This is a genomic window from Pseudalkalibacillus hwajinpoensis (assembly GCF_015234585.1).
GTDB classification, from domain to species: domain Bacteria; phylum Bacillota; class Bacilli; order Bacillales; family Guptibacillaceae; genus Guptibacillus; species Guptibacillus hwajinpoensis_B.
On the sequence record NZ_JADFCM010000001.1, the window covers coordinates 1302311 to 1328005 of the forward strand.

22 protein-coding genes and 1 other annotated feature are annotated in these 25695 nt (G+C 38.9%); of the genes, 14 read left to right on the forward strand and 8 right to left on the reverse strand.

The genetic code is table 11. The annotated features are described in order from the left end of the window. Nucleotides 1-112: 112 nt before the first annotated feature. From murC to ccpA, 6 genes are all read left to right on the forward strand, one after another. Complete coding sequence (murC, locus tag IQ283_RS06250) at nucleotides 113-1417, forward strand: UDP-N-acetylmuramate--L-alanine ligase (RefSeq protein WP_194219245.1); 1305 nt, start codon at nucleotides 113-115, stop codon at nucleotides 1415-1417. Between the two features lie 225 nt (nucleotides 1418-1642). Beyond that, the gene (locus tag IQ283_RS06255; protein ID WP_194219246.1) at nucleotides 1643-2083 is read left to right on the forward strand and encodes a DUF948 domain-containing protein; all 441 of its coding nucleotides are present in this window, start codon (nucleotides 1643-1645) and stop codon (nucleotides 2081-2083) included. A 14-nt stretch (nucleotides 2084-2097) separates the two neighbouring features. After that, nucleotides 2098-2514, forward strand: coding sequence for a YtxH domain-containing protein (locus tag IQ283_RS06260; protein ID WP_194219247.1), 417 nt, complete (start codon nucleotides 2098-2100; stop codon nucleotides 2512-2514). A gap of 105 nt (nucleotides 2515-2619) precedes the next feature. Continuing rightward, entirely contained in the window at nucleotides 2620-2955 is a 336-nt protein-coding gene (gene ytxJ, locus IQ283_RS06265; protein ID WP_194219248.1) for a bacillithiol system redox-active protein YtxJ, read from the forward strand. 142 nt (nucleotides 2956-3097) lie between these two features. Next, complete coding sequence (locus IQ283_RS06270) at nucleotides 3098-4198, forward strand: bifunctional 3-deoxy-7-phosphoheptulonate synthase/chorismate mutase (protein WP_194219249.1); 1101 nt, start codon at nucleotides 3098-3100, stop codon at nucleotides 4196-4198. A gap of 362 nt (nucleotides 4199-4560) precedes the next feature. After that, on the forward strand, nucleotides 4561-5571 hold the full coding sequence (gene ccpA, locus IQ283_RS06275; RefSeq protein ID WP_194219250.1) for a catabolite control protein A: 1011 nt from the start codon (nucleotides 4561-4563) through the stop codon (nucleotides 5569-5571). Nucleotides 5572-5598: 27 nt separating this feature from the next. On the opposite strand, the gene IQ283_RS06280 is transcribed toward ccpA, so the two are convergent. The 3 genes from IQ283_RS06280 to IQ283_RS06290 are packed head-to-tail and all read right to left on the reverse strand — an operon-like array spanning nucleotide 5599 to nucleotide 8046. Next, entirely contained in the window at nucleotides 5599-6747 is a 1149-nt protein-coding gene (locus tag IQ283_RS06280) for an acetoin utilization protein AcuC (protein WP_194219251.1), read from the reverse strand. Next, nucleotides 6744-7391 (reverse strand): acetoin utilization AcuB family protein, encoded by a 648-nt coding sequence (locus IQ283_RS06285; protein WP_194219252.1) that lies wholly within the window; start codon nucleotides 7389-7391, stop codon nucleotides 6744-6746. Before IQ283_RS06285 ends, IQ283_RS06280 begins: the two co-directional genes overlap by 4 nt. 22 nt (nucleotides 7392-7413) lie before the next feature. Continuing rightward, nucleotides 7414-8046, reverse strand: a complete 633-nt coding sequence (locus IQ283_RS06290) for a GNAT family N-acetyltransferase (RefSeq protein ID WP_194219253.1) — start codon at nucleotides 8044-8046, stop codon at nucleotides 7414-7416. Between the two features lie 165 nt (nucleotides 8047-8211). Here IQ283_RS06290 and acsA point away from each other — a divergent pair, with 165 nt between their 5' ends. Beyond that, on the forward strand, nucleotides 8212-9927 hold the full coding sequence (gene acsA / locus IQ283_RS06295; RefSeq protein ID WP_194219254.1) for an acetate--CoA ligase: 1716 nt from the start codon (nucleotides 8212-8214) through the stop codon (nucleotides 9925-9927). Between the two features lie 43 nt (nucleotides 9928-9970). Here the strand turns inward: acsA and IQ283_RS06300 are convergent, their stop codons facing one another. Then, on the reverse strand, nucleotides 9971-13114 hold the full coding sequence (locus IQ283_RS06300) for a transglycosylase domain-containing protein (protein WP_194219255.1): 3144 nt from the start codon (nucleotides 13112-13114) through the stop codon (nucleotides 9971-9973). Nucleotides 13115-13254: 140 nt separating this feature from the next. Next, nucleotides 13255-13477, forward strand: a binding site (T-box leader). 88 nt (nucleotides 13478-13565) lie between these two features. Between IQ283_RS06300 and tyrS the strand changes: the two genes are divergently transcribed. Further along, complete coding sequence (gene tyrS, locus IQ283_RS06305; RefSeq protein ID WP_194219256.1) at nucleotides 13566-14831, forward strand: tyrosine--tRNA ligase; 1266 nt, start codon at nucleotides 13566-13568, stop codon at nucleotides 14829-14831. Nucleotides 14832-15057: 226 nt separating this feature from the next. Here the strand turns inward: tyrS and rpsD are convergent, their stop codons facing one another. Then, the gene (gene rpsD, locus IQ283_RS06310) at nucleotides 15058-15660 is read right to left on the reverse strand and encodes a 30S ribosomal protein S4 (RefSeq protein WP_136948553.1); all 603 of its coding nucleotides are present in this window, start codon (nucleotides 15658-15660) and stop codon (nucleotides 15058-15060) included. 319 nt (nucleotides 15661-15979) lie between these two features. On the opposite strand from rpsD, the gene megL reads away from it, so the two are divergent. After that, entirely contained in the window at nucleotides 15980-17200 is a 1221-nt protein-coding gene (gene megL / locus IQ283_RS06315; protein ID WP_194219257.1) for a methionine gamma-lyase, read from the forward strand. A gap of 69 nt (nucleotides 17201-17269) precedes the next feature. On the opposite strand, the gene IQ283_RS06320 is transcribed toward megL, so the two are convergent. Then, nucleotides 17270-17755, reverse strand: coding sequence for a GAF domain-containing protein (locus IQ283_RS06320; RefSeq protein WP_194219258.1), 486 nt, complete (start codon nucleotides 17753-17755; stop codon nucleotides 17270-17272). Nucleotides 17756-17905: 150 nt separating this feature from the next. Between IQ283_RS06320 and refZ the strand changes: the two genes are divergently transcribed. Continuing rightward, a complete protein-coding gene (gene refZ, locus IQ283_RS06325; protein WP_194219259.1) occupies nucleotides 17906-18559 on the forward strand; it encodes a forespore capture DNA-binding protein RefZ in 654 nt (217 codons plus the stop codon). Here refZ and hisJ read toward each other — a convergent pair. Continuing rightward, nucleotides 18546-19373 carry a histidinol-phosphatase HisJ gene (gene hisJ, locus IQ283_RS06330; protein ID WP_194219633.1) on the reverse strand — a complete coding sequence of 276 codons (828 nt, stop codon included), beginning with the start codon at nucleotides 19371-19373 and terminating at the stop codon, nucleotides 18546-18548. The genes refZ and hisJ overlap by 14 nt on opposite strands. A gap of 229 nt (nucleotides 19374-19602) precedes the next feature. On the opposite strand from hisJ, the gene ezrA reads away from it, so the two are divergent. Continuing rightward, nucleotides 19603-21300: a septation ring formation regulator EzrA gene (gene ezrA, locus IQ283_RS06335; protein WP_194219260.1), complete on the forward strand. Its 1698-nt coding sequence runs from the start codon at nucleotides 19603-19605 to the stop codon at nucleotides 21298-21300. An 85-nt stretch (nucleotides 21301-21385) separates the two neighbouring features. Here the strand turns inward: ezrA and brnQ are convergent, their stop codons facing one another. Then, the gene (gene brnQ / locus IQ283_RS06340) at nucleotides 21386-22702 is read right to left on the reverse strand and encodes a branched-chain amino acid transport system II carrier protein (RefSeq protein WP_194219261.1); all 1317 of its coding nucleotides are present in this window, start codon (nucleotides 22700-22702) and stop codon (nucleotides 21386-21388) included. A 280-nt stretch (nucleotides 22703-22982) separates the two neighbouring features. Between brnQ and IQ283_RS06345 the strand changes: the two genes are divergently transcribed. From IQ283_RS06345 to IQ283_RS06355, 3 genes are all read left to right on the forward strand, one after another. Further along, complete coding sequence (locus tag IQ283_RS06345) at nucleotides 22983-24122, forward strand: cysteine desulfurase family protein (protein WP_194219262.1); 1140 nt, start codon at nucleotides 22983-22985, stop codon at nucleotides 24120-24122. Further along, nucleotides 24122-25324 (forward strand): tRNA uracil 4-sulfurtransferase ThiI, encoded by a 1203-nt coding sequence (gene thiI / locus IQ283_RS06350; protein WP_276511810.1) that lies wholly within the window; start codon nucleotides 24122-24124, stop codon nucleotides 25322-25324. The genes IQ283_RS06345 and thiI overlap by 1 nt, the downstream gene beginning before the upstream one ends. A gap of 89 nt (nucleotides 25325-25413) precedes the next feature. Further along, the gene (locus tag IQ283_RS06355; protein WP_098444548.1) at nucleotides 25414-25614 is read left to right on the forward strand and encodes an alpha/beta-type small acid-soluble spore protein; all 201 of its coding nucleotides are present in this window, start codon (nucleotides 25414-25416) and stop codon (nucleotides 25612-25614) included. Nucleotides 25615-25695 lie beyond the last annotated feature (81 nt).

Genomic DNA, 25695 nt, shown 5'->3' on the forward strand with positions numbered 1-25695 from the left:
CTCTTTTTCTGCTATAATGTAGTATTGAAAAGAAAAGCAGCGCATACTTGTAATGACATCATATACTAAAAAAGGTTACGCGGAGAAGAAATGAAAGTGTGGAGGTTCTGAAATGACTATATATCACTTTGTTGGCATTAAGGGATCCGGGATGAGCGCTTTAGCACAAATCCTTAGCGACATAGGATACAGTGTACAGGGTTCAGACGTAGAGAAACGTTTCTTTACACAGGAGGCTCTTGAACAAAAAGGTATTACTATTCTTCCATTTGGAGAAGAAAATATTAAAGAAGATATGATTATTATCGCCGGCAATGCATTTGATGATCAGCATGAAGAGTTAGTGCGAGCAAGAGAAATGAACCTTCCTGTTTATCGCTACCATAAATTCCTTGGAGATTTTATTCAAAAATTCACTAGTATTGCTGTAACAGGCTCTCATGGTAAAACATCAACAACTGGTTTGTTGTCTCATGTTGTTGGGGCAGCAGAACCGACATCGTATCTTATCGGAGATGGTACTGGTAAAGGCGTAAAGGACAGTCAGTATTTTGTGTTTGAAGCATGTGAATACCGTCGTCACTTTTTATCTTACCAGCCTGATTATGCGATTATGACAAACATCGATTTTGATCACCCAGATTATTTTTCAGATGTTGATGATGTCTTTTCGGCATTTCAGGAAATGGCAATGCTTGTGAAGAAGGGTATTATTGCTTATGGTGATGATTCTTACCTTCAGCAAATCCAAACAAAAGTACCAGTCGTATTCTACGGCTTTGATGATCAAAACGATTTTCAGGCAACCAATATTAAAATTGATGAACATGGGACAACATTTGATGTTCATGTTCGTGATGATTACTATCGTACATTCCAGATTCCGATGTACGGGAAACACAATGTGCTGAATGCTTTATCTGTGGTTGCTCTTTGTCACTATGAAAATCTTTCAGGAGATGCAGTAGCTGCTCAACTTGCAAACTTCAAAGGAGTTAAGCGTAGATTTACAGAAAAAGTCGTTGATAACCAGGTACTAATTGACGATTATGCGCATCATCCAACTGAAATTAAAGCAACTATAGAATCAGCACATCAGAAGTATCCAAATCGTGAAGTTGTGGCCATTTTCCAACCTCACACATTTACAAGAACAAAGACGTTCCTAAATGAATTTGCAGATGTGTTAAAAGAAGCAGATGTTGTTTACTTATGCGACATCTTTGGATCGGCACGGGAAGATGCAGGTCAGTTATCGATTGATCAACTGATTGAAAAAATCCCTAATGCTCACATGATCTCTGAAGATTCCATTCAGCAGCTTAATGACCATGATAAAGGAGTACTTCTTTTCATGGGAGCCGGTGATATTCAGAAATATCAAGAAGCATATGAGACCGAAAAAGCGTCTATTTAAGCGAGAAGGCTCCTTGAGCCTTCTTTTTTTTACTATTCTCCTGATAGAGAAGAATGAGAATGTGTTATAAAAAAAATTAAAAAAGGAATAATGAAACTTGTAACGAATTAATTATGGTGTAGGGTAGTAAAGTAGACTCATTTTTCGTTCGTATGTGAAATGACAAACTTGTGTTTACGAAAGAGGAATGAAGGGAAGAGATTCAGAAAAGGGAGGTGCCAGCACATGGAGATTATTTTGTATTTAAGTGTAGCTATTATTGCGATTGCATTTGCAGTTCTTGTTTATTTCGTAGCCCAAACTCTCAAATCCTTGAAGGATACGCTGAGTAATACGGCGAAAACACTTGATAGCCTTGAAAAACAAATGAATGGTTTAACAACTGAAACTACTGCACTGTTACATAAGACTAATTTGCTTGCAGAAGACATTCAGGGGAAATCTGAAGCTCTGGATACTGTTTTTGTACAAGTAAAAGAAGTTGGAACATCACTTGGAAAGATGAATCATTCATTAAGAAATATTTCTGGAAAAGTAACAGATGAGGCAGAGCGTCAATCTGAACAAGTTACAAAAGTCGTTCAGTGGGGAAATGCTGCCATGCAAATATGGCAAAAATGGCAAGTTAAGAAGAAAGCCACAGATCAGTACGTTGATTCAAAATAATAGGAGGTATTTATATGTCGGATAACAACATTAACACAAAAGATTTTATCATTGGTTCACTTATTGGTGGTATCGTTGGAGCAGCAGCTGCACTACTTTCAGCACCTAAATCAGGTAAAGAACTTAGAAGTGATCTAAATCAACAAGCTGGAGCAGTGAAGGAAAAGACTTCTCAATTCCGTGATTCTGCAGTAGAACGTAGCACAGATTTTGCTAACCGTGCTAAAGAAAAATCTTCAACAATTTACAAGCAAGTATCGGATCAATCGAATAACATTGTTTCAAAGATTAAAGATCGTAATCTTGAAACAGAAGAAAATAGTGATCTGCATACTCAGGCAGATGCTGACGTTGAGAGCTTCCAACAGGATCTTAGCGATCATTTCTCTGAAGAAGAACCAGCTTCAATGGAGAATCCTACTAAGTCCTAATTTGTTATATAGAAATGAAAAAGAAGAAGCATAATGCTTCTTCTTTTTCATTTCCTGTAAACTTCTTTATAATGAATTTATAGTAATTTGAAGGGGGATAAACTTATGGCCATTACAAAAATAACTACATCAGAAGATTTCAAACGCATCAAGGAAGCTAATAATCAATTTCTATTATTTAAAAATAGTACAACTTGCCCAATAAGTGCTCAAGCTTTTGAAGAATTTCAGAAGTTTTCCGAGGGTGTGTCAGAAGACGTGTATTATTTGAACGTGCAGGAATCACGTCCTTTATCAACTGAAATTGCTGACTCATATGGAGTAAAGCATCAGTCGCCACAAGCGCTAGTGTTTAATGAAAATGAGGTTGTATGGAATGATTCACATTGGAGAATCACTAATACCTCGTTATCAGATGCTGCGAAAAAATATTTAAAATAAACGGCTTTATAAAGCCGTTTTTCTTTTACTGACATGGTTTAATGCTTAAAAGCGTTTAAGAATTAAAAGAAAAGTAGTGACATTTTATTTTTCATCGTATATAATGACCCTAATCACTTAAACAGATAGGAGTGGAGATATTATGGCTAATATCCAAATTGATGAGTTGAGAGAGAAATTAGACGAGATTAACCTGCAGCTGCTTGATTTAATTAATGAGCGTGCTGAAGTGGCGAAAGAGATAGGTAGAGTAAAGAAAGCACAGGGGATTAATCGTTTTGACCCTGTTCGAGAACGTAAGATGCTTGATTTGCTTGCAGAGAAAAATGGTGGGCCTTTTGATAATTCCACTCTTCAACATATATTCAAGGAAATTTTTAAGGCAAGCCTTGAGTTACAGGAAGACGATCATCGTAAGGCACTTTTAGTTTCAAGAAAACGCCAACCCGATAATACGGTTATTGATATTAAAGGCGAAAAAGTCGGAGATGGCGGGCAAGTTCTTATTTCAGGACCTTGTGCTGTTGAAAGCTATGAGCAAGTTGCTGAAGTAGCGAGGGCTGTTAAGAAGCAAGGATTTAAAATGCTTCGTGGTGGAGCTTTCAAACCACGTACATCGCCATACGACTTCCAGGGTCTTGGAGAAGAAGGATTAAAGATTCTCAAACAAGTTGCTGATGAGTACGATCTAGCTGTAGTCAGCGAAATTGTAAACCCTGCAGATATTGAAACAGCAGTTAAGTACGTTGATGTAATTCAAATCGGAGCACGTAACATGCAGAACTTTGAGTTACTTAAAGCGGCAGGATCCGTTGATAAGCCGGTTCTTCTAAAAAGAGGTTTATCTGCGACAATTCAAGAATTCATTAATGCTGCAGAATACATCGTATCGAACGGTAATACACAAGTAATGCTTTGTGAGCGAGGAATTAGAACTTACGAAAAAGCAACGAGAAACACGTTGGATATTACAGCAGTTCCAATTCTTAAACAGGAAACTCATTTGCCAGTTCTAGTTGACGTAACGCATTCAACTGGACGCAAAGATCTTCTATTCCCTGCAGCAAAAGCAGGTCTAGCTATTGGAGCAGACGGTATCATGGTGGAAGTTCATCCAGACCCAGCTGTAGCTCTTTCCGATGCGGCTCAGCAGTTAGATATTCCACAATACGAACAATTTGTTAAAGATCTAAAAGCAAGTGGTTTATTCAATCCAGCGAAAGCTGCGCCTTCTACTTTATAAGTAGAAGGTTTTTTTCTGTGTATGATGTATGAATCCTCAACCTGATGTTCCTAAGTGGCTTGGGTTCTATTGGAATAAAAGAACGTAAGAGTGTTATCATATATAAAGATGGAAGCAAATACGACAGATTTATGATTTAGTCTTTGAAAATTTACGCTTATATAAAGCATAAAGCGACTAAATATGCTATCTTTAATACAGTATCTAATTGTGAAATAACCTACATAATCATAATAGCAGGTGTTTCACAGCTAATAGTGGTTTATTAGTGTTAGTCGATATAGGTTTTGGTTTGCAGTCAAACGGATAGTATCGTATCATTAAATAAATTAAAGTCCGTAAGAGCATGAAGGAGGATCATCGTGAATACAACGATTTATGACGTAGCGAAAGAAGCAGGAGTATCAATGGCAACTGTATCAAGGGTTGTGAATGGCAACCCTAATGTTAAGCCTGCAACAAGGAAAAAGGTATTAGAGGCGATTGAAAGACTTGGATACCGTCCCAATGCTGTAGCAAGAGGTCTTGCTAGTAAAAAAACGACGACTGTCGGAGTTATCATCCCTGATATTTCGAGTATTTTCTTTGCTGAGCTTGCTCGCGGTATTGAGGATATTGCTACAATGTACAAATATAATATTATCTTGAGTAACTCAGATCAAAATAAAGAAAAAGAAATTCATCTTCTAAACACGATGCTTGGAAAACAGGTAGATGGAATTGTGTTTATGGGCGGTAAAATTACAGAAGAACATGTTGAAGAATTTAAGCGCTCACCTGTTCCGATCGTTCTAGCAGCAACACTAGAAAAGGGCCAGGAGATTCCGTCAGTTAACATTGATTATCAAAAAGCTGCATATGAGCTTGTGACTAGCTTTATTGAAAAAGATCATAAAAAAATTGGACTTGTTAGTGGTCCATTAGAAGATCCAATTAACGGAGAAGAAAAGTTTCTTGGTTATCGAACAGCTTTAGAGGATGCAGGTATGAAAGTCGATGAAGATTGCGTTGCAATTGGTGACTATACTTATGACTCCGGTATTGAAGCAATGGAAGGCTTTCTTGAACTAGATGAGAAGCCAACAGCTATCTTTGCAGGTACGGATGAAATGGCACTAGGCGTTATTCACGCTGCACAGGACAACGGTTATAACGTTCCGGAAGATTTCGAGGTCGTTGGATTTGATAACACAAGACTAGCAACTATGGTTCGACCAACGCTTTCAACCGTTGTTCAACCTATGTACGATATTGGTGCTGTTGCCATGCGTCTTCTTACAAAACTAATGAATAAAGAAACAGTAGAAGAACAAACGGTTGTTTTACCACATCGTTTGCAACATCGTAATTCAACTACTCATGATCAAGATTAAAAAAACGAGCCTAGGCTCGTTTTTTTATTAATTTACAATTTGATAAAGCGCTCGTTCGCAAGTTAGTTTGTTTTTTTCTGTGATTTCCTGTTTCCTTGGAATGGGCTCATACAAGTCAGCTTTATCATGCCAATTCTCTGGAAGAGAAAGTGGTGAGAGTGGGGCCCACCTTTCGATCCATTGTTTTGGCAGGGCGCCGGTTGCTGATAGCCCTTTCATTTCTAACCAAATTCTTGACCAAGCGCGTGGTACAACACGCCAGATATCGTAACCACCCCCACCAACGGCAATCCATTTTCCATCACAATACTCATGAGCTAATTGGTGTGCTAGTTTTGGAATGAATTCATAGCTTTTCATGGAAACAGAGAGATGTGTTAACGGATCATAATAATGAGCATCTGCACCATTTTGAGTTAGGATTACATCAGGCTTAAAAAAATCAATTACTTTTCGAAACGAATCCTCGTACACTTCCTGAAATGACTCGTCCTCTGTAAAAGCGTCAATCGGAATATTAAATGAAAACCCATATCCTTTTCCTTGACCTTTCTCATTAATATTTCCTGTTCCAGGAAATAAATAGCGTCCCGTTTCATGGATAGATAGTGTGCAAACATCAGGATCGTCGTAAAAAGCCCACTGCACACCGTCTCCGTGATGGGCGTCAGTATCAACATAAAGGACCTTTGCACCATATTTTTGTTTCATGTATTCAATGGCGATTGAACTGTCATTATAGATGCAAAAGCCTGATGCTTTACCTCGGAAACCGTGATGGAGTCCTCCGCCTATGTTAAGAGCATGATCAGACTTTCCTGTCATAACCGCATCAACGGCAGTCAGCGTTCCCCCAACAATAAGAGCACTTGCTTCATGCATGTTCGGAAAGATTGGCGTATCTTCTGTTCCAAGACCGTAGTTAGCTGCAACAGAGGATGCAAGGTTTCCTTTACTAGCTTTTTTTACAGCTTCTATGTAGGCTGGGTCATGAATAAGAGCAATCTCACTATCGGTTGCAATCCGAGGAGGGACCACTTCTTGATCATTTAAAGCATTTATTTCGGTAAGCAAGTCCTGTGTGAGCTTAACACGTATATGATTGAAAGGATGATCGTCACTGAATTTATAATTTAAATAGTCTGAGGAATATACAAAAAGGGAGTCGCACTTCATTTTTGAACACCCGGCATATTTGGCCAGAGAACCTCATAACCTTCATTTTTAATATCGTTTACAACGGAAGTGGGATTCATCGTTTGTATTCGAAAAACGATATTTTTGAATTTTTCATTGTGACTACACGGGTAGACTAGAACGCTAATAATGTTAACATTGCGCTTTTTAATGATTTGGGTAATATCGGCCAACTGTCCTGACACATTTTCCACCTGTACTTCAATATGTGAACTCGGCTGGTGTGCTCCTGTCAAAAGGATTAACGTATGTAACATATCCGTTTCAGTAACCATTCCGATTACTTTTCGGTTTTCAACAATCGGAATCGAACTAATGCGCTGCTCATAAAAGATCGTAGAAATTTCTTCTACAAAATCCAATGGGTGAGCTGTAATGACGTCTTTCTTCATAATAGAGGAAAGAGGAGACTGTAACACGTCCTTGTTTGGATTTGAGTCAAGAATTGATGGACTAGCATCTTTAATATCTCGATCTGATATAATGCCAGTGAGCTCCCCTTCGCTATTTACGATAGGGAGATGGCGAATGTTTTTTTCTCTCATCATTTTAATGGCATCCGCAATGGTTTGGTTCTCTTCAAGTGAAAAAACATTTTGATTCATAATTTCTTCAATGACCAACTTGGCTCACTCCTTTGCAATCTTAATACATGAAGCGATTATGGAATCGCAGACGATCAAACGCTTGAACAGAGTCCTGGTTAATTCTTGTCCCAATTCTAGCCATTAAGCAATTTGCAGGATGAGAGCTTATTTCAGGATCATCCGTTGCATACCACTCAAGACCTCCTGCATTCATCATTTTCTCCATCACTTTACGATAATCCCAAACTGATAAACCTGTTCCTTTAAGGTCCCAATGCCAATAATACTCGGTAGTTATCACGATGTAATCATTCATTGCATCGTCCATAAATGACGTTTTGAGAAGGCTTTTGCCGACTTTAGCATTACGGTACTTTGGAATAACTTCAATCGCTCCTAATTCAATTAAATCTTCCATATTGCCTTCTGACCAACGCTCAAGTGGGTCTGGATATAGAAATGTGACATAGCCTACAATGGTTTCTCTTTCTCTAGCCACAATGATACGGCCTTCAGGCAGACCTGCTATTTCAACCAGTGCTTTATGCTGTTGTTCCGGTGGGCGAAATGCGACAAGGTCCTTATGTAAATGATAGGATGCCAGGCGATCTGGAGTAATTGGTCCTTCAATAATAAGTTTTCCATGCGGGGTGTTCTTCTCGATTGCATTATACGTTTTACGATGTTCCATCTAGTCACCACCTTTTAATAATGGTCTCAGTTCTTATTATACATGAAACACGATAAATGTAAGGGGTTTCAATGTTATTTTTTGAAGTTTTGTCATTTGTTAAAAAATTAGGAATTTATGTTATACTATCAGTGAAAGACATGAAGGAGAAGGAGGAGATTACTTATGGAATTGAAACCGCTTTCTGCTACATTGGGTAATCATAATTTACAGGATTATGAAGCTACATACGAGAATTTTGATTGGAAAGACGTGGAGAAAACATTTACCTGGAGTGAGACAGGTAATGTCAATATGGCCTACGAAGCAATCGATAGGCACGCTGAGTCCGATCGTAAAAACAAAGTAGCTCTTTATTTTTCTGACCCAACACGAGATGAGAAGTATACGTACAGTGAGATGAAAGCAATGAGTAACAAAGCAGGTAACGTTCTAAAAAAAGTGAATGTCGAAAAAGGAGATAGGGTCTTTATTTTCATGCCAAGATCTCCTGAGCTATACTTCATTCTACTCGGAACGCTTAAGTTAGGTGCGATTGCTGGCCCACTTTTTGAAGCCTTTATGGAAGGTGCAGTAAGGGATCGTCTTGAGGATAGTGAAGCAAAGGTACTTGTTACAACACCTGAGCTACTTGAGCGCGTTCCGGTTGATGAGCTTCCCAATCTCGAAAGTGTTGTGCTAGTAGGAGATAACGTTAATGAAGAAGGTCCTTATATAGACTTTTATAAGCATTTTGAATCAGCAGAAAAGAAGCTTAAAATAGAATGGGTTGACCGTGAAGATGGTATGATTCTCCATTACACATCAGGTTCAACTGGTAAGCCGAAAGGCGTACTTCATGTTCATAATGCGATGATACAACACTACCAAACGGCGAAATGGGTACTTGACTTAAAAGAAGATGATGTCTACTGGTGTACAGCTGATCCAGGTTGGGTAACGGGGACGTCATATGGCATATTTGCTCCATGGCTTGCTGGAACGTCGAACGTCATTCGTGGGGGTCGTTTTAGTCCAGAAGATTGGTACGGTACGATCGAAAAATATGAAGTAACTGTATGGTATAGTGCTCCTACTGCATTTCGTATGCTTATGGGTGCGGGAGATGAGATCGTTAAGAAATTCGAACTTTCATCTTTACGTCATGTACTAAGCGTAGGAGAGCCATTAAATCCTGAGGTTATTAAATGGGGTAACAAAGTTCTTGAACGGAGAATTCATGATAACTGGTGGATGACAGAAACGGGAGCACAGCTAATCAGTAATTATCCATCAATGGAAATAAAGCCAGGATCAATGGGCAAACCAATTCCAGGCGTGCACGCAGCAATCGTAGATGATCAAGGAAATGAACTTCCTGCTAATCGAATGGGGAACCTTGCGATTAAAAAAGGCTGGCCATCAATGATGCGAGCGATTTGGAATCGTCCTGAAAAATATGAAAGCTATTTCTTAAAAGGAGACTGGTACGTATCTGGTGATTCAGCTTATAAAGATGAGGACGGATACTTCTGGTTCCAGGGGCGAGTCGATGATGTTATTATGACTTCGGGTGAAAGAGTTGGTCCATTTGAAGTTGAAAGTAAACTAGTCGAACATAGTGCTGTTGCTGAAGCTGGGGTGATTGGGAAACCGGATCCTGTGCGAGGTGAAATTATTAAAGCCTTTATTTCACTTAGAGATGGTCATGAACCGTCTGATGAGCTGATGGAAGAGATAAGAAATTTCGTTAAAAAAGGACTTGCAGCTCATGCAGCACCTCGAGAAATCGAATTTAGAGATAAGCTTCCGAAAACGAGAAGTGGTAAGATCATGCGTCGCGTATTAAAGGCGTGGGAGCTGGATTTACCAACTGGCGATTTGTCTACAATGGAAGATTAAGTAATAGAAAACAGCCTGCAGCATATTGCTGCAGGCTGTTTTTTTACTGGTCGTTATTGCTTGTGTTGCCGCCGGTGCTGTTTGAATTATTTCCGCTGTCAGCACCATTTGTAGGACTACTGTTTCCATTGTTATTTCCATTACCAGAGTTGTTGGAGTTGTTATCATTTGCATTTTCACCGGTGTTGGTATTCCCTTCATTTGAAGATGAATCTTCTGAGTTGCTGGATTCATCACTCTCATTATCGGAGGGAGCATTATTTTCGTTCTCTTCATTATCAGAAGCTTCATCATTTTCTTCATCTGTTGAAGGTTCTGCTTCTTGCTTTTTCTCAGGTTTTGGCTCTGGTTTATCAGACCAATCTCCATTTGTTACTTTAGCCGATGGTCCCGATTCATTCCCAGCTACATCAACTGCTGTTACGTAATAGGCATATGCACCAGAAGGGATGTTGAATGAGCTACCATCAGATGCTTTTACGCTTCCAAGCTTCGTAAATGAACTACTACCGTTCGAAGCGCGATAAATACGATAACCAACAATATCACTTTCACCTGAAGCACCCCAATTTAGTGAAGAGCCACTTATTGAAACGCCACCAACTGCGCCAGGTTTTTTCCCATTTTCTGAAGCAGTTTTTCCTTCTGAAACGATATTTAAATCACTAAATCCAGAAGGGAGAAGCTGTGAAATATCAACTCCTGAGAAGTAATCCTCTTTAATCATGACTCCGCTGGATACAAACTCTTCTGGAGTGGAACTAAGTGCTTGATAGGTCTTACCATTCATGATGACATAACGTCCTTGAGTGAGACTGTCATCCACTTCAGTTGGTACATACTTTGCGTTGAATAGATCAGTTTTGACAAGTCCGGCTTTCTGACAGAGATCAGAGGCGAGCTTTCCAGATATACCACAGAACGAACGTCGCACAATACCCGTTGGCATTTTGAATGATTCTTCTGGATCCATTATTTCTGGTTTTTTATCATAAGCGGCATTAGCAAATAGTGCCCATAAGTTTTTGTTTCTGTTGGCATATTGACTATCCATGCTAATTTGTTTGTCATATCCAGTCCATACACCTAGTGAAACATTAGGATTGACTGCTACAAACCATGAATCATAATAATTTTGTCCAGTTCCTGTTTTTCCTGCCCAATCAGAAGCGAATTTTAATTTCCCTGGAATGTCTTGGGCAGTACCCTGGTTAACTACATCACGCATCATATCGATTGATAGATAGGCAGTTTGAGGACTGAAAACATCCACTGGTTCTGGTTTTTGTTCGAAAATGGTGTTTCCATCGCGGTCAACTATTTTATCAATTAAATAAGCATCAACAAACTTTCCTCCATTAGCAAACGTGCCAAATGCGTTGGTATTCTCTTCGACACTTACTCCCCGTTGTAGCGCACCAATTGCCATTGAAGGATTGGTTCGATCATCAAGAGTCATTGTACTAAAGCCCATCTTCACCAAATAGTCGGTTGCGTCCACTGGGTTCATTTTATTATAAACTCGAACAGCTGGAACGTTATAAGACCTTTCCAACGCTTTACGTGCAGTTACAAGACCATGGTAGTTTGATGAATAGTTACCAGGATTATATCCATCTTGAATTGGTAAGTCTGGCACAATATAGCCAGGCTGAACTTTTCCCATTTCCATTGCCGGGGCATAGTCAAGCAATGGTTTCATTGTAGAACCGTTTGATCGATAGGCGTCTGTAGCATGGTTAAGTTCTTCTTGCGCGAAATCCCTTCCACCAACAAATGAAAGGATTTTTCCAGTTTTATTTTCGATGAGGATACTACCTACTTGCATAGGAAATTCTTTATTTTCAAGCTCTCCAGTTTCAGGATTTTGCACGGAGAGGGTTTTAGCACTTTGGAAATAGCTTCCGTTTTCTAGTACTTTATCTCTTGCAGCATTCATAGATTCATAAATATCTTTGTCAATTGTAGTATATATTTTATATCCATTTTTGCGAAGCTCTTTCTCTGCATTACTCATAAATTCAAGGAATACATCTGAATTTTCTTGAACTTCTTCCCATTTCAAATCCATTTTCTTGGCTATTTCCGTTGCAGATCTACCAGTAACGTTAGCATCATAAGTAATTTGATTGTAATAGTCTACACTCTTCGAAAGTTCCTTCCCGTCATATCCTTCTTCATTGGCGATCTGCTCGGCAAGAACTCGCTTCGCACGATCTTCAATCTCAAATGTAAGGTAAGGGTATTTTTCTACTGGCGAAGGCGAAGACTCAGCTAGATTTTTTTCAATATCGTATTCTAGCGCTTTGTTATACTCTTCTTCAGTGATTGTTTCTTCTTCATACATACGATATAGAACAAATTCCATCCGATCGATTCCAGCTGAAAGATCCTTCTTTACCTCACCCGAATTTGTAAAAGGGGTGTATGTATAAGGGTTTTTGGGAATACCTGCAATGAATGCAGCTTGAGGCAAATTTAAATCACTAGCATTTACACCAAATATGCCCTGTGAGGCTGCTTGTACGCCCGCAATATTATTACCGGAAGCATTTCGTCCATAAGGAACGATATTAAGGTATGCTTCTAGAATTTCTTCTTTATTAAAGAAATTTTCGAGTCGAAGAGCGAGTAGCATTTCTTTTGCTTTTCGTTCGAAAGAAACTTCTCTTGTTAGAATCTGGTTCTTAACTAACTGTTGTGTTAATGTACTACCACCGCTTCGATCATCTGAATTGGTGACTTCTTGAAGAACGGCACGTCCAATTGCTTTTGGAACAATACCATCGTGATCGAAGAAATATTCATCTTCTGTGGAAATAACTGCTTTTTGTAGAAGAGGAGAAACGTTTTTTAACTCAACCTCTTTTCGCTCAATATCAGAACGAAAGTTACCAAGAAGAACATCACCTGCAAAATATACCTCACTGGTTTCTTCATAGTTATAAACGTCTCTCTTCATCTCATCGTAAGAGCGAATCGGTTCATCTTTAACAAGTGATGCGAAATATCCTGCACCAACACCACCGGCGAAAATAGTGCCCATTAGACCTAGCACGATAAAAATAAGAAATAAATTCCAAGTCACTTTGTAGGCGATCCTGGACCCGGTTAAGATGTTATATTCTTGTAATCTATCAATGAACGCGTTCCACTTCTGCCTGATAGAAGAAAAAAGCTCTCGCATTCCTATACCCCCTCAAATTAATCCTGTTTATTATAGCATATGTCGTCGAGATTTGTATAAACTGGTAGGGATTTCTATAGGCTTAGAATTGACATGATTTTACCTTTGTGATATTAATTTAATTAGTGTTTTTTAATGAACGACATGCCTTGATTGGACGAAGTAGCATTTTTCTCCCTTTTTCAGAGAGCTGATGTGCGGTGAGAATCAGCATAAAGGAAAATGTGAATTACCTCCATGAGCATCTAATGGGAAAGACAGTGTCTGTGTAGCATTAGACGGTTCAGACCGTTATTCTGACTGAGTGGGAGAAAGGTTACTTTCTTCAACAAGGGTGGTACCGCGATGAAACTCGTCCCTTTTCTGGGGCGGGTTTTTTTTGTTTTTTTGCCCATTAAGATTATTTTAGTGGTTTGCCAAAAGATATTATTAACGAAAGGGAGTCGATTACATGCACATATTAGAAGAATTAGAAGCAAGAGGACTTTTAAATCAAGTTACAGATAGAGAGGGCCTTGAAAAGGAACTTTCAGAAAACCGCATTGCTCTTTATTCTGGCTTTGATCCTACAGCTGATAGCCTTCATATTGGGCATCTTTTGCCTGTTCTAGCCCTACGTAGATTTCAGTTAGCTGGCCACACGCCGATTGCGCTTGTTGGTGGAGCTACTGGGCTGATTGGTGACCCTAGTGGCCGTTCAAATGAACGTACGTTGAATTCAGAAGACATCGTAAAAGATTGGACGAATAAGTTACAGGGGCAGCTTGCTCGCTTTTTGGATTTTGGAACAGATGCGAACTCTGCAAAAGCTGTAAACAACTACGACTGGATTGGGGAGCTAAATGTTATTCCATTCCTGCGTGATGTTGGAAAGAACTTTGGTTTGAACTATATGCTTGCGAAAGATTCTGTTACTTCACGTCTTGAAGCGGGAATTTCTTTTACAGAATTTACGTATATGATTCTTCAATCATATGATTTTCTTCAGCTTTACCGGAAAGAAAACTGTCGTCTTCAAATTGGAGGAAGTGACCAATGGGGGAACATCACAGCAGGTCTTGAACTGATTCGTAAAGAAGAAGGCAGCGAAGAGTCTTCAAAAGCCTATGGAGCAACATTCCCACTTGTTACGAAGAGTGATGGTTCTAAGTTCGGTAAATCTGAAGGTGGAGCGATTTGGCTTGATGCCGATAAAACCTCTCCTTACGAATTCTATCAGTTCTGGATTAACACAGATGATCGTGATGTTGTGAAATTCCTTCAATACTTTACCTTCTTAAGTATTGAAGAAATTAAAGAGATTGAATCTAAGCACATCGAGGCGCCTGAAAAAAGAGAAGCTCATCGTACTCTTGCTGAAGAAGTGACAAAGCTTGTTCACGGAGAAGAAAAACTTCAGCAGGCAATCAACATCTCGGAAGCGCTGTTCAGTGGTGACATTAAACAGCTAACAGCTGATGAAATCCGTTTAGGTTTTAAGGATGTTCCTTCTTACCATGTAGAAGATAATGAAAAGGGACTTATCGATCTTCTTGTAGAAGCTGGTATATCTTCATCTAAGCGCCAGGCAAGAGAAGATGTGAAAAATGGAGCGGTGTATATCAACGGTGAACGGTGTCAGGAAATGGATAAAGTTATTTCAGAAAGCGACCAAATCGAAAATCAATACGTGATTATTCGTAGAGGGAAGAAGAAATATTACCTTCTTACTTACTAATCATTTAGCTATTTTAACTAATACTGGTAATTCCCAATAACGAATAGTTATCACAGAGAGTAAATGAGCTAAAAATCACCAGCGGTTATTAACAGCCAATCATAAAGAGGAAGACCCTCCCATTGAAAAAAAGGAGGGTCTTTCTCTTTTTTTTTTATGTTTTTTGTGCTAAGTAAATTGGGACATAAAAAAACCCCGGAATAAGTTCCGGGGTTTTTGAAACAGCTTAACGAGAGTAGTACTCAACGATAAGAGCTTCAGTGATTTCAGCAGGAAGTTCAGAACGCTCAGGAAGACGAGAGAACGTACCTTCAAGCTTATCTGCATCGAAAGTAAGGTATTCTGGAACGAAATTGTTTACTTCGATAGCTTCTTTGATGATGTCAAGGTTGTTAGACTTCTCACGAACGCTGATCACTTGACCAGTCGCTACACGGTAAGAAGGAATGTCAACGCGTTTGCCATCAACTGTGATGTGGCCGTGGTTAACTAGCTGACGAGCCTGACGGCGAGTGCGAGCTAGACCTAGACGATAAACAAGGTTATCAAGACGAGCTTCAAGAAGAATCATGAAGTTTTCACCATGAACACCTTTCATTTTGCCAGCATCATCGAAAAGACGACGGAATTGACGCTCAGTCATGCCGTACATGTGACGAAGCTTTTGCTTCTCTTGAAGTTGAAGACCATATTCAGAAAGCTTTCTACGCTGGTTAGGTCCGTGTTGACCTGGAGCGTAAGGACGCTTTTCCAATTCTTTACCTGTTCCACTTAGAGAAATACCAAGACGACGAGAAATTTTCCAACTTGGTCCTGTATAACGAGCCATAATTAGCTCCTCCTTTATACCATTATTATTGGTATAAAATAAAAACAGTGTCGTGATTCCGGGTTGTGCACATTGTGTTTTCACACGCCTTCACCTCGACAGCCGGAGGTTACGCGGCGTACCTATTAAAAGGAACACAATGAAATCACAGCCCGTCACGCTGCTGCCCATTCTTATTTTACACAAATGCTATTGTAACTCTTTCAGTATTAGATGTCAACTTTAGTAGAAATGAGATGGATAGATAGCACGTCGACATCATTTTTTAGGATATAAGAAAGATAAATACCTCTTCACCTTATAATAGAAAGCGCTTACAATGGAAGTGTATCTAGCTATTTTATTACAGGGGGTTATTACTTTGACAGGGAAGCATCGCTTTGAAACAAAAACAATTCATGATGGATATGAATCTAAATCGCATCACAACAGCCTGGCATCTCCTATTTATCAAACATCAACTTTTACCTTTGAAACAGCTGAGGCTGGTGAACGAAGGTTTGCAGGTGAGGAGCCTGGCTATATTTATTCTAGACTTGGAAACCCTACTGTTCGAATGTTGGAAGAGCGGATTGCCTCTCTTGAAAATGCTGAGGCAGGCTTAGCGTTTGGTTCGGGAATGGCCGCTGTGTCTGCTGTTCTTTTGAACCTAGTGAAGACAGGCGATCACATTCTTTGTTCAGAAGGGGTCTACGGATGTACTTTCGGATTACTTAAAATGTTAGAAGAGAAATTTTCGGTCGAACATGACTTGCTTCCGCTAGACTCAGTTGAGCAATTACAAAAAGCAATTCGTCCAAATACTACAGTTATTTATATTGAAACTCCGATTAATCCAACATTGAAATTAATTGATCTTGAAATGGTTTCTACAGTCGCAAAAGAAAAAGGAATTAAGGTTGTTGTGGATAATACATTTTCGACTCCTTATTTACAACGCCCGCTAGAATTTGGCTGTGACATTGTTTTGCATAGTGCAACGAAATATATTAGTGGCCATGGAGACGTGGTAGCTGGTTTAGTTGCGGGTGACCAAGAGACCATCTCTTCAATTGCTAAAAGTACGCAAAAAGATATAGGTGGAATTCTTTCACCATTCGATGCATGGCTATTGTTAAGAGGCTTAAAGACCCTCCCTATTCGAATGGATCGTCACTCTTCAAATGCTAGACAAATTATGAAGAAATTAGCTGAGCATCCTGCCATAACGAACGTGATGTATCCGGGTATGGAAGAATCTTCATCGTATGCTATTGCTCAAAAACAAATGAAGAGCTCAGGCGGTTTAATTAGTTTTGAAATTGCGGGGGAAAAGAAAGAATCCCAAGCCTTCATGAATAGACTTAATATGATTAAAATAGCTGTTAGTCTCGGGGATGCTGAAACCCTGATTCAACATCCCGCTACAATGACACATGCCGTTGTCCCGGAAGAGGAGAGATTAAGAATGGGGATTAGTGAAACTCTTATTCGCCTTTCTGTTGGTCTTGAAGCATGGGAGGATATTTGGGAAGATATTCTTCAAGCGTTAGAGAACTAAAAAAAGCCATTAGAGAATTTCTCTAATGGCTTTTTAAGTAGTATAGGTTCAAAACACATTACTTTAACTCTAAAGAAAATCTTGCAATGCTTCAGTAAATTTCTCTAAATACTCCTGATCCAATTCATCGAAACGGCCAACTTTAGGGCTATCGATATCAAGCACTCCGAGGAGTTTATCTGAAGTGTACATTGGCACTACAATTTCAGATTGTGAAGCAGCGTCACATGCAATATGTCCGGGGAAATCATGAACATTGCCAATTCGCATCGTCTTGCCTTCTTTAGATGCTGTGCCGCAGACTCCTTTACCGTTCTGAATACGAACGCATGCTGGAAGTCCCTGGAAAGGTCCGAGCACAAGTTGATCGGTCTCTTTTTCGTATAAATAGAATCCAACCCAATTGACATCTGTTAGAAACTGATTTAATAAAGCAGAGGCATTTGCAAGATTAGCGAGCTGATTTGTTTCACCATCTAGCAGTGCTCTTAGTTGTTTAATTACCATTTGATAATCTTTTTCTCTTTTGCCTGAATAGGATTCGACTTCAAACATGTCAAAACACCTCTTCCTTACATCGAAATTATGAACATCATATCAAATCTTGCAGATTAATACACATATTTTGTCGTACGATTAATAAAGGATTGCCTATGTTATTACCGAATCAGTAATTTAGATCGTATTATTTGGAGGTGGTTCCTAGTGAAACAGGAGCGAGATACAGCATCGAAGCGAAGTGTCATACAGGCCGCCATTCAACTTTTCAATACAAAGGGTTTTAACGGTACTTCAGTGCGAGATATAGCGGGTAAAGCGGATGTGAATGTTGCCCTAATTTCGTATTATTTTAACGGCAAAAAGGGGTTAGCTGAGTTTCTAATGACGTCATTTTTAGAAGGGTATGTAAAGGAACTCGAAAAAGTATATCAGCAGCTGGACGCGCGATCTGCCAGGAGCTGTCTCGCTGAAGCTATTGAAAGGATTATGGAGTATCAGTATCAGAATAGGCAACTCGCCAGGTTTGTACTTCGAGAGATCACCTTTGATTCAGTGCTTGTTCGGGAAATCATGACCACTTATCTAGCAAGAGAAAAGTATTACTTTAGCAAAATATTTGAGGTGGGGTTTGCAAGGGAGGAATTTCGTCCACAATCCATTGATTATATCATCATGCAAATGAGAGGCATGCTTTCTATGCCGTTTTTGCAACCTCAATATATTCTAGAAGTGCATCATATTCAGCCAAATGAACATTACTTTATTGAACGATATACGAAACAATTAAATGAATGGATAGAACGATATATTTGTAAGACTGGAATTTGGGAAGCAAGGCCGTTCGTTATGAACGGCTAAGAAAATTTGGTGATTGTAGAGAGTGTGTAATAAGTCGTTCTGCTCCTTGACCAATCCCTTTTGCGCTATGGGCATCTGAGCCATAGACGAGAGGGATTTCTCGTTTTATTGCTTCACGTATAACCCAGTCAGTTGGATATGGCTCTTCACATAAAGGTTTCACTGTTCCGGCTCCATTATAATCTAATGAAAAGCCCTTTCCTTTAATCGCATCTAGTAACGTAGAGATTTCCGAGAAAAAGGAACTTTTAGACGGGTGCTTTTTCTGGAATTTATTTGCTAAAGTTATATGTCCAATTCGAGTAGGCTTATACTTTCCTAGATCAGCATGGACTGACTTCAATAACGTTTCGTAATACTTTTGGTGGACCTTATCAACGGAACCCAATGAAGCAATTAGTTGTTCAAAAGCTTCTGGACTGTAGTCAAGGCAAGTATAGTTTGTTCCTTCTTTCAAAAAATGAACAGAAAGAATCGCATCATCTAATTGTGGTCCTACTGTATTAAGAAACTGTCTTGTCTCTTCTTCATAGCCTTCAATAAAATCAACCTCTAGTCCACAGTTAATTTCAATTTTTCCCTTAAACTTATGTTTTAGCTGCTGAATATTTTCAAAGTAGTTTTCTAGTACTTCCCATTTCATTCCGCTATCTTGATTTGGAACAGGGTCATGGAAATTTTGTGGGAGAGGAGCGTGTTCAGTAAATGTCATGCCTTTGTAACCGAACTGAATAGCAGCTTCTACGTAATCCTCAAATAAATCTGTTGATCCATGTGGACAAAATGGAGAGTGTATGTGTCCATCATATGAAATAATCATCCAAAAGCACCTTCTTTCAATAAATGAAAAAGTTTATAATAAAATCAAGGATTTTAGTTGTCGAATATTGAATTTATTTAGTCAAAGAGGTAATTACATGGTATCATAAAAACATTGATGAAATTCGTACATATTCGTTTATAAAAGATCTATATCTGATGATTTAGACTGCTGTTTTAGCATGTATACATAAATTGATGATGTGGAAGAAGGGGTGCTTCCGTTGGAGTATATTGTCATTGCGATTATTTTACTTGTTGCCGTCATTTTATACGGCACTTTTGCTAGAAGAAAAATATACAATGAAATCGATCGTCTAGAAGAATGGAAGATTGATATATTAAACAGACCTGTGACCGATGAGATTTCGAAGGTGAAAGGTCTAACAATGTCAGGTCAAACGGAAGAAAAATTTGAAAAATGGCGTGAAGAGTGGGATGAGATCGTAGCAGTTAAGCTTCCCAACTTGGAAGAGCAGCTTATGGATACCGAAGAAGCTGCTGAGAGGTATCGCTTTAGAAAAGCGAAAGCAACATTAGTTGAAACACGTGAACGATTAGAACAAATTGAAAAGCGGATTGAACTGATGTTAGAAGATATTAATGAGCTCGTTTCGAGTGAAGAGCAGAATAGAACAGAAATTGTCTCCGTTCAAGAGGTGTTTAGGGAAGCCAAACAGCGACTTCTTTCACAAAATCGTTCACTTGGTAAGGCTTATCCTACACTAGAAGCTGAACTCGAAGAACTTAAACAAAATCTTAAGCGTTATGAACAACTAACCGAAGAAGGTAACTATCTTGAAGCTAGAAGTGTGTTGAAAGAAATCCAAGAGCGGTTAACAGCTGTTCAGGAAAAAATTTCTGTTACACCAGAATTAATAGCGCTTGTGCATACGCAGATACCTTCTCAACTAAAAGAGCTTGAAGATGGAACTTCCGTGATGGAGTCTGAAGGCTATGTACTTGATCATTTGGAAATTCAAGATCATATTGAACACGTCGAATCGGATTTAGTCAGATGGGATTCGGCTATTGAGAAGACGGAAGTCGAAGAGATCAAGATAGAAATTGATACAGTGCGAAGGAATATTGAAGGACTTTATGATCAATTGGAATCTGAAGTAGATGCAAGGCATCTTGTTACGGAGAAAGTAGAGGAGCTTGAACATGAGCTGCTTAAAACAAATAATCACTTTCAAGACTTGCAAGAAGAAACGAATGTTGTGCAGCTTAGCTACCGTTTAGAGGAACAGGAATTGAAAATGATTAAGGAAATTGAGAAAAAGATTTCTGATATGCATATTCGGTTTAATGCTGTTATCGAAGCAGTTGAAGGCAATAAGCAGGCATTTACGACACTTGCTGAAACGGTGCTTTCCTTAAAAGAAGATCTTGCTACAATTGATCATGAAATGCAAATTCAAAAAGAGAATTTGCATATGTTAAGAAAAGATGAGCTTAAAGCGCTTGAGACGATTAAAGATTTGAAGAGAAGATTAATTGAATCAAGAAGAATGATGAAGTTAAGTAATCTACCAGGTATTCCAGAATCATATTTAGATGGTTATGAACTGGCAGAGGATATCATTGTAGAATTAAGTGATCGTCTTTCAGACGTACCGCTTGATATTTATCAAATTAATGAAGTGCTTTCTGATGCTGAACGTGCGGTAGAACATAGTACTGAAATAACAAAAAAGCTTGTCGAAGACGCCATTCTGACTGAACGCTTGATTCAGTTTGGGAATCGATATCGAGGGAAGCACAGAAGTGTAGATGAACTGCTTCAAAAAGCAGAGGATCACTTCAGACAATATGAGTACGATGAAGCTTTATCAACGGCTGAAGCTGCCATTGAAAAGGTTGATCCTCAAGTGCTTCAATCGTTGAAAGATGATGTTAGAGAACCTGTTAAATCATAACTCTCCTCCTTGAGGAGAGTTTTTTTGTTGTGATAAGCATTTTTCTTTTAAAAAAACGCAGACAAATTGTCTGCGTTAGAAAAACTTATGATGTTCTATCTTTCTTAGACATTATCCATCCTACTATTCCACCTATGATAGCGGGTACAATCCATCCTACACCATCACTATAGAGTGGGAGCTTCTGTAGTATGGTAATCCCAGGCATTATAATCCCGGCGCCCTCAAGGGCGTTGGGAACGCTTATAAGGATTGTCAAAATGATAGCCCCCCTATAAACGTAGTGATGGATAGAAAATAGGTAGCTCATGAATGTTAAGAAGATCAATACAATTGCTACAGGATAAATCGCAATTAAAACAGGTAATGTAAATGTAATCAATTGAGTCAGTCCAAGGTTTGCCACAAAAGCACTGAAAATTGTAACGATCAGAATGACAAACTTATAAGAAAGCTTTGGATACGTTTTTGAGAAATACTCGCCACATGCCGTTACTAGTCCTACAGATGTTGTTAAACAAGCAAATGTAATCGCGGCTCCAAGAAGAAGTGTGCCAAATGAGCCGAACAGGTAACTCGCAACGCTAGAGAGGATTTCTCCTCCGTTATTAACTGAACCAAGAAGATTAACACTTGTAGCTCCTATATAGGCAAGTGATAAATAAATACCCGTTAACCCTATTGCTGCTAGGATTCCAGCTTTCAATACAGCGATGGAAATGGTTTTTCGATCTGTGATGCCTTTATCCTTGACGGCTTGAATCACCACAATTCCAAATACAAGGGCTGCAATTGCATCCATCGTAAGATATCCTTCAATGAAACCTTTAAAGAAAACGCCGTCCTCATACTTCGCTGAAGGAGCTGAAAGTGGACCTGGAGGATGGATAAAAGCTCCTACGATTAAGCTTCCAAGAACTAGAAGTAATAAAGGTGTCAAGATCTTTCCCACTCGATCCACTAATCTTGAAGGATTCAGTGATAACCAAAACGTGATACCGAAGAAAATAATTGTATAGATAAATAATGGCATCCCGGTAGCATTCGTTGATTCATTCAAAAATGGCACGACACCAATTTCAAATGCTACCGTCCCGGTACGTGGGATTCCAAAGAATGGCCCAATCGCAAGATAGAGTATCGCAGTGAATACAAATCCGAAAGTCGGGTGAACTTTAGAAGCAATATCTTTTAAGTTTCCACCCGTTAGCCCAATTGCCGTAACGCCTAAGAGAGGAAGTCCAACACCTGTGATGAGAAATCCAGCCGTTGCTACCCAAATATTATTGCCAGCAGAATGTCCGAGCGCGGGTGGGAAAATCATGTTTCCTGCTCCGAGAAAAAGAGCAAAAAGCATTAATCCTATTGTCAAAATGTCTTTATTTGATAATTTCAACTTCATAAGGGCCTCCTGATTAAACTGTTTAACATGTCCTAATTTTCGGACTTCATATTAACACAATTAATCGACAAATCATAACAAAACCAAAATGATTAATAATTCAAATAATTTATCCGCCAGTCTAGCAGCGTTCGTTCGACTTTGGTAATCATAACCATTCTTAGCGTAACGAACAAAATGATGAATCTATCTCATTGTCTAGAATATTTGATTTGGTGATTTGTTTGACCTATGGTAGGATTATTAGTTGGAAATATAAGATGACTGAAGGTGTCATAATATGATTTATTTGGATAATAGTGCTACAACGCAGCCCTATAAAGAAGTACTTGATGCATACCGAAAAGCAGCTGAAAATTTTTTCGCTAATCCTTCTTCTCTTCATCGAAAAGGTGGAGAAGCAGAGCGCTTGTTTCGACAAGCGAGAATGAGTATTTCAGATTTGTTACAAGTAAAAATGAATGAAATCATTTTTACTTCTGGTGGAACTGAGAGTAATAATTTGGCTATTAAAGGTTCAGCACTTCAATATATGAATCGAGGTAAGCACCTCATTACTACGAGTATAGAACATGCTTCCGTTTTAGAGTCCTTCCGGCAGCTTGAATCCATGGGATTTGAAGTGACGTATTTACCTGTTAACAGAGAAGGAGAAATCTCTCTAGATGATCTTGATGAGGCGCTCACTTCTGAAACCATTCTTGTTTCTATTATGCACGTGAATAATGAGATTGGTGCCATTCAACCAATAAAAGAAGCGGGAAAGTTGATTAAACAAAAATCACGTGCTTTCTTTCATATTGATGATGTTCAGGGAATTGGTAAGGTGCCACTCAATTTCAATGAAGTACAAGCGGATTTAGTCTCTTATTCGGCGCATAAATTTCATGGGCTAAAAGGTAATGGGGTATTAATAAAACGAGATAAACTGTCTTTATTTCCACTGCTTTCAGGAGGGGGACAGGAAAGCGACATTCGCTCAGGTACAGAAAATGGTCCTGGAATTGTCGCGATGGCAAAGGCTCTTCGATTATATTTAGGGAAAGCGGATGCTCAAAAGGAGAAGTTAAAAACTTTACAAACGCTGTTGCTAAAAGAACTCTCCGATATTGAAGGCGTGAAGTTAAATAGTACTCGATTAGGTGCTCCGCATATTGTTAATTTCTCAGTCCCTGGTATTAAGCCGGAAGTATTGATTCATACGCTTGAGGAAAAAGAAATTTATGTGTCAACTCGTTCGGCGTGTTCTTCTAAAACAGCAGCAGCAAGTCACGTATTAACATCTGTTGGTTTATCAGATCAAGGGGCAAAGTCGGCTATTAGAATAAGCCTTTCTTTTGATACAACAATAGAGGAAGTAGAATTCTTTCTTGAAGAGCTTCAAAAAGTAATACCTAAACTAAAACATGTAATGAGGTAATAGCTATGTATGATCATATCATTCTTCGCTACGGGGAAATTTCACTTAAAGGTAAAAACAGAAAAGGATTTATCACTGCTTTGAAAAAAAGAGTGAAGCAGGTATTGTCTGACTATCCATCCATTGAGGTTCATCAATCTTTTGACCGAATGATTGTGAAGTTGAATGGAGAGGATCCAGATCCGATAATTATGAAGCTAAAAACGATTTTTGGCATTCACTCCCTTAGTGTCGCCATCAAGACAGAACACGATCTCGATCTTATTAAAGAAAAGGCATTACAGCTTGTTAAGGATCAAATGGGTAATGAAAGTATGACTTTCAAAGTAACAGTTAGGAGACCTTTCAAGCAATTTCCACACCGATCACAAGATATGAATCGCGATATAGGCGGTTATGTTCTTACTAACACAGAAAAATTAACGGTGGATGTCCACAATCCTGACATGGAATTGAAGGTAGAAGTGAAGCAAGATGGTGCTTATCTTAGTTGCGATAATTCAGAAGGTGCTGGAGGTCTTCCAACTGCTCAAGATAATAAGGTAATGTTGATGTTATCAGGTGGTATCGATAGTCCAGTCGCAGGTTATTTAACGATGAAAAGGGGAGTAAAAGTAGAAGCAGTTCATTTTCACAGCCCTCCTTTTACAAGTGAGCGTTCACGCCAGAAAGTAGAGGATCTTGTAAAAGTTCTCTCTCGATACGGTGGAGACATTCGCCTTCATATTGTGCCGTTTACAAATACACAGAAATCAATTCAAAAAGAAATGCCTGATAATTACAGCATGACAATTATGAGAAGAATGATGATGCGAATCACAGAAAAGTTAGCGGAAAAAAGTGGAGCACTTGCCATTGCAACAGGGGAAAGTCTTGGACAAGTAGCAAGTCAAACGATTCAAAGTATGAATACAATTAATGAAGTGACAAATTATCCTGTTCTAAGGCCTCTTATTTCTATGGACAAAATTGAGATTATGAGGATTTCAAGGGCTATTGACCTGTATGATATCTCGATTCGGCCATATGAGGACTGTTGCACGGTGTTCTTGCCAGATGCACCTAAGACAAAACCAAAACGGGAACATGCAAATAAATTTGAACAATACTTACCAATTGATGAATTAGTAGAAGAGGCTGTAAGTGGTGTTGAAACGATTGTTATTAAGGAAAAAGATGATTCATTTGATGACTTACTTTAATCTTCCAACATTTAACCATACTACCAATAGTTAATGAGAATAACCCTCCCTTCTCTATCAAATGATAGTGTCAAGGAGGTGAACAACTCATGGCTAATAACAGCTCAAACAACCTTGTTGTACCAGGTGTACAACAAGCTTTAGATCAAATGAAATACGAAATTGCTTCTGAATTTGGTGTGAATCTTGGTCCAGACTCAACTTCACGTTCAAACGGTTCAGTTGGCGGCGAGATCACGAAGCGTCTTGTTCAACAATCTGAACAGCAATTCGGAGGATACTCCAAATAATTTAATATTATGGCTTGGAGAAGGTGAATTAGACACCTTCTCCTTTTTTATCGGCAATAATGTTCAAAACTTTCATACTTT